At 61.4% G+C, this 4,647-nt stretch carries 6 protein-coding genes and 1 pseudogene; all 7 read right to left on the reverse strand.

Annotated features, from left to right (window positions below):
* Positions 1-120, reverse strand: a pseudogene (locus GHO41_RS30515) (DUF2802 domain-containing protein); the annotation flags it as partial.
* Complete coding sequence (locus GHO41_RS28580; protein ID WP_048371363.1) at positions 121-600, reverse strand: chemotaxis protein CheW; 480 nt, start codon at positions 598-600, stop codon at positions 121-123.
* Between the two features lie 65 nt (positions 601-665).
* Positions 666-1,463 carry a CheW domain-containing protein gene (locus GHO41_RS28585; protein WP_048371365.1) on the reverse strand — a complete coding sequence of 266 codons (798 nt, stop codon included), beginning with the start codon at positions 1,461-1,463 and terminating at the stop codon, positions 666-668.
* 84 nt (positions 1,464-1,547) lie between these two features.
* On the reverse strand, positions 1,548-2,336 hold the full coding sequence (locus GHO41_RS28590; protein WP_048371367.1) for a ParA family protein: 789 nt from the start codon (positions 2,334-2,336) through the stop codon (positions 1,548-1,550).
* Positions 2,337-2,386: 50 nt separating this feature from the next.
* Positions 2,387-3,277, reverse strand: a complete 891-nt coding sequence (motD, locus tag GHO41_RS28595; protein ID WP_153435291.1) for a flagellar motor protein MotD — start codon at positions 3,275-3,277, stop codon at positions 2,387-2,389.
* A gap of 2 nt (positions 3,278-3,279) precedes the next feature.
* Positions 3,280-4,020 carry a flagellar motor protein gene (locus tag GHO41_RS28600; RefSeq protein ID WP_153435292.1) on the reverse strand — a complete coding sequence of 247 codons (741 nt, stop codon included), beginning with the start codon at positions 4,018-4,020 and terminating at the stop codon, positions 3,280-3,282.
* Positions 4,020-4,647, reverse strand: a 628-nt coding sequence (gene cheB, locus GHO41_RS28605; RefSeq protein WP_153392645.1) for a chemotaxis-specific protein-glutamate methyltransferase CheB, incomplete at its 5' end; no start/stop codon positions are given. The genes GHO41_RS28600 and cheB, both read right to left, overlap by 1 nt.

Genomic DNA, 4,647 nt, shown 5'->3' on the forward strand with positions numbered 1-4,647 from the left:
GGCGTCGGCCTCGGCCTGCTGCACGGCGGCCACGCGCTGCTTGCGCACGTAGAGCACAAACGCACACAGGCTCGCGGCCCACAGCAGGGCCAGCACGATTACCGCCACCTCAAGGATCAATCAGATGTTCTCCAGGTCGGACCACTCTTCTTCGCTCATCATTTTGTCCAGCTCAACCAGAATCAGCAACTCGCCGTTCTTGTTGCACACGCCTTGAATGAACTTGGCCGACTCGTCGTTGCCCACGTTCGGCGCCGTTTCGATTTCAGACTGACGCAGATACACCACTTCCGCCACGCTGTCGACCAGAATGCCCACCACTTGCTTGTCGGCTTCGATGATGACGATGCGTGAGTTGTCGGTGATATCAGCGTTGTACAAACCAAAACGCTGGCGGGTGTCGATGACGGTCACCACGTTGCCGCGCAGGTTGATGATGCCCAGCACGTAGGCTGGCGCACCCGGCACCGGGGCAATTTCGGTGTAGCGCAGCACTTCCTGCACCTGCATGACGTTGATGCCGTAGGTCTCGTTGTCCAGCTTGAAAGTGACCCATTGCAGGATCGGATCCTCGGAACCTTTTGCGGCTGTGTTCTGCATACCCCAAACCCCTGACTAAAAACCTTAACGGTGTGTGTTGTCTAACCGCGCTCAAGCACGGTCGTTTAAGTGTCTGCCTGATGGCGGGTCGCGCCGCTGGCGATCAAGTCGGCAAGTTCTGCCACGTCCAGCAACGCGCACATGTGTTCGATCACGGTGCCCGCCAACCACGGGCGTTGCCCGCGCTGCGAACGCCATTTGATCTGGTTGGGGTCCAGGCGCAATGAACGGCTGACCTGATGCACCGCTAGCCCCCATTCATAGCCCTGAACCGAAATAACGTATTGCAGCCCTTCACGAAAATCGTCGCGGTAACGCTCCGGCATCACCCAGCGCGCCGTGTCGAGCACGTTAAGCTTGCCGCTCTGGCTCGGCAGAATCCCCAAAAACCAGTCAGGCTGACCAAACAGCGGGGTCAACTCGCGATTGTGCAACGCGTAAATCGACCCCAGGCACACCAGCGGCACCGCCAGGGTCAGCCCTGCGACATCAAACAGCAGGCATTCAAACGGCTCACTGGCCCACGCCGGTCGACCATCGTCCTGCACTGGCAAGCGGGTGCCGGTTGCGATCGGGCGCTGCACGTCGAGCAGCGGCGGCGCCAGTAAGTCGGCATTCGGCAACACCTCGGACAACGGCACCGGCACCGCCAGTTCCTGCACAGGCTCCGGGGGCGTCAGGCGGGCATCACGGACTTGCTCTTCCAGCACCGCAGCGGCGAATTCGTCCAGTGCCTCAGGCTCGGCCGTCAGTACAGGCTCCGGCGTTTGCAGAGCCTCTTCGGTTGCATCAAACAGCAAGTTGTCCAGATAAGCCTGCAAGGCCACTTGCGGGCTTGTAGACAGCGCGACCGGTTGCTTCATCAGGTGCCTCACTCAACCTTGGCGCGACCATGACCTCTAAGGGTTATCGGCCACGCCATGCAGATACTTGAATGCACGCCCAGCTCACACCGGCTGCGGTGTGAGTTGCTGGGTCAACATGTGTTTGAGCAACGCGCGGTACGCAATCGCACCCCGGCTTTTGCCGTCGAACTGCGAAGGCGTGAGCCCTGCCCGGCTGGCGTCACGCAAACGCGTGTCGACCGGGATAAAGCCCTGCCACAGTGTTTCGGGGTGTGAGTCACGCAGTACCCGCAGGGTGCTCATGGAAGCCTGGGTGCGACGGTCAAACAACGTCGGCACGATGCAGAACGGCAACGCCTGTTTGCGCGAGCGATTGATCATCGCCAGGGTGTTGACCATGCGCTCCAGGCCCATCAGGGCCAAGTGCTCGGTTTGCACGGGGATGATCAACTGCTGGCTGGCCGCCAATGCATTGACCATCAACACGCCGAGCAAGGGCGGGCTGTCGATGATCGCGTAGTCGTAGTCCTGCCACAGTTGCGCCAGGGCACGGGCGATCACCAGGCCCAGGCCACTCTGGCCCGGCGATTGGCGCTCTAGCGTGGCCAGCGCGGTGCTGGCCGGCAACAAGGCAATCTGCTCGTTGCTGGTGGGCAACAGCAACTGCGCGGTCAGGCCGTCGGGCACCTGCCCCTTGTGCAAGAACAGGTCGTAATTGCTGTGCTCAAGGGCGTCCGGGTCATAACCGAAATAACTGGTCATGGAGCCATGCGGGTCGAGGTCGACCACGACCACGCGCTTGCCCGCCTCAGCCAGCAAACCCGCCAGGGCGATGGAGGTGGTGGTCTTGCCGACCCCACCTTTTTGATTAGCTACAGTCCAGACTCTCATTCAGTTATTCCTCCCGGTTGCACGCGTGCCGACCGAGAATTGCCATGCACTTATAGGGACGGTGACGGGGAATTGACGGCATTCCCTCGAACCAGCGGCGTTGATCGTGGCGGTGCAGTTTGTGTGCCAGCACGCTTCAAGGCGGCATCTGGCGTGACGTTGGCGGCGCCGCCGCTGGTCAAACTGCGACGCACTTCCAGGTTACGTGACACCACGAGCACCACGCGACGGTTGAGCGCACGCCCTTCAGGCGTTGCGTTATTGGCCACCGGCTGAAACTCGGCGTAGCCCACCGACGCCATGCGCCCCGGGTCTACGCCTTGCATCGCCAGCATGCGCACAATGCTCGCCGAGCGCGCTGAAGACAGCTCCCAGTTGGTGGGATATTGCGCAGTACGAATCGGCAGGTTATCGGTAAAGCCTTCGACGTGAATCGGGTTATCGAAAGGTTTGAGGATCGCCGCCACCTTGTCGATGATGCTGAACGCCAGGTCATTGGGCATCGCATCGCCACTGCCAAACAACAGGCTGGAGTTGAGTTCGATCTCGACCCACAGCTCGTTGCCACGCACGGTGAGCTGGTGTGAGGCAATCAAGTCGCCAAAGGCCTGGGTGATGTCATTGGCGATGGTTTTCAGCGGATCGTCCTGGGCCTGGCCCAACCCCGCGTCAGTGTTTTCGCTGTCTTTGATCAGCGGCTCGGCCGGTTTGGTGGTCAGTGGGCGCTCTTCGCCCACCGGGATCGGCTTGACGCTGCGCTCGGTGTCATTGAACACGCCCACCAGCGCCTGCGAGATCACTTTGTACTTGCCTTCGTTAATCGACGAGATCGAGTACATCACCACAAAAAAGGCAAACAGCAAGGTGATGAAGTCTGCGTAGGACACCAGCCAGCGTTCATGATTGACGTGCTCTTCAGCAGCGCGGCGGCGTCGGCTCATCGTTACCCCGTAAACCCTTGGAGTTTGAGTTCGATGGCCCGCGGGTTCTCGCCCTCGGCAATCGACAGGATGCCTTCAAGCAACATCTCGCGGTACAGCGACTGGCGCAACGCAATGGCCTTGAGCTTGCTGGCAATGGGCAGCAACACCAGGTTGGCGCTGGCCACCCCGTAAATGGTTGCCACAAATGCCACAGCAATGCCGCTGCCCAACTGGGTCGGGTCGGCCAGGTTGCCCATCACATGGATCAAGCCCATCACCGCGCCAATGATGCCGATGGTCGGCGCATAACCGCCCATGCACTCAAACACTTTGGCGGCCTCAATGTCGCGGGCCTCCTGGGTCATGTAGTCGACCTCCAGCACGCTGCGAATGGCTTCGGGTTCTACCCCGTCCACCAGCAGTTGCAGGCCTTTGCGCGAATAGCTGTCGGGCTCGGAGTCGGCCATGCCTTCAAGGCCCAGCAAGCCTTCCTTGCGCGCCGTAAGGCTCCAGTTGACGACGCGGTTGATGCCGCCCGCCATGTCGATCTGCGGCGGGAAGAAAATCCAGCCCACGGTCTGAATCGCCCGCTTGAAGGCGCTCATGGGCGACTGCAACAGCGCGGCGCCAATGGTGCCGCCCAAGACGATGAGTGCCGCCGGGCCATTGGCCAGCGCGCCCAGGTGCCCGCCTTCGAGGTAGTTGCCGCCGATAATCGCGACAAAGGCCATGATGATGCCGATCAGGCTGAGCACGTCCATCAGTGACACGCCTCAACCAAGTGACGGCCCATGTCATCGAGGCTGTACACCGCGTCAGCGAGGTTGGCCTTAACGATCGCCATGGGCATGCCGTAAATCACGCAGCTGGCTTCGTCTTGCGCCCACACCTGGCTGCCGCCCTGCTTGAGCAGGCGTGCGCCTTCACGGCCGTCCGCGCCCATGCCGGTCAAGACCACCGCCAAAACTTTGTCACCGTAGGTTTTGGCCGCAGAGCCAAAGGTGATGTCGACACTGGGCTTGTAGTTCAGGCGCTCATCGCCCGGCAGAATCCGTACCGTGCCGCGACCGTCGATCATCATTTGTTTGCCGCCCGGTGCCAGCAAGGCCAGCCCTGGGCGCAAGGTGTCGCCGTCTTCGGCCTCCTTGACGCTGATGCGGCACAGTTTGTCCAGACGCTCGGCAAAGGCTTTGGTAAACGCCGCCGGCATGTGCTGCACCAGCACAATGGGCGCCGGGAAATTGCCCGGCAACTGGGTCAATACCCGCTGCAACGCCACCGGGCCACCGGTCGACGTGCCAATGGCCACCAGCTTGTAAGGCTTGCGCTTGGGTGCAGGCGAATGCGCGGCCGGGGCTGGCGCCGCACGGCTGGCAATCGGTGTGGTG

Origin of the sequence: Pseudomonas sp. FSL R10-0399, from assembly GCF_009600165.1 — a bacterium.
GTDB lineage: Bacteria > Pseudomonadota > Gammaproteobacteria > Pseudomonadales > Pseudomonadaceae > Aquipseudomonas > Aquipseudomonas helleri.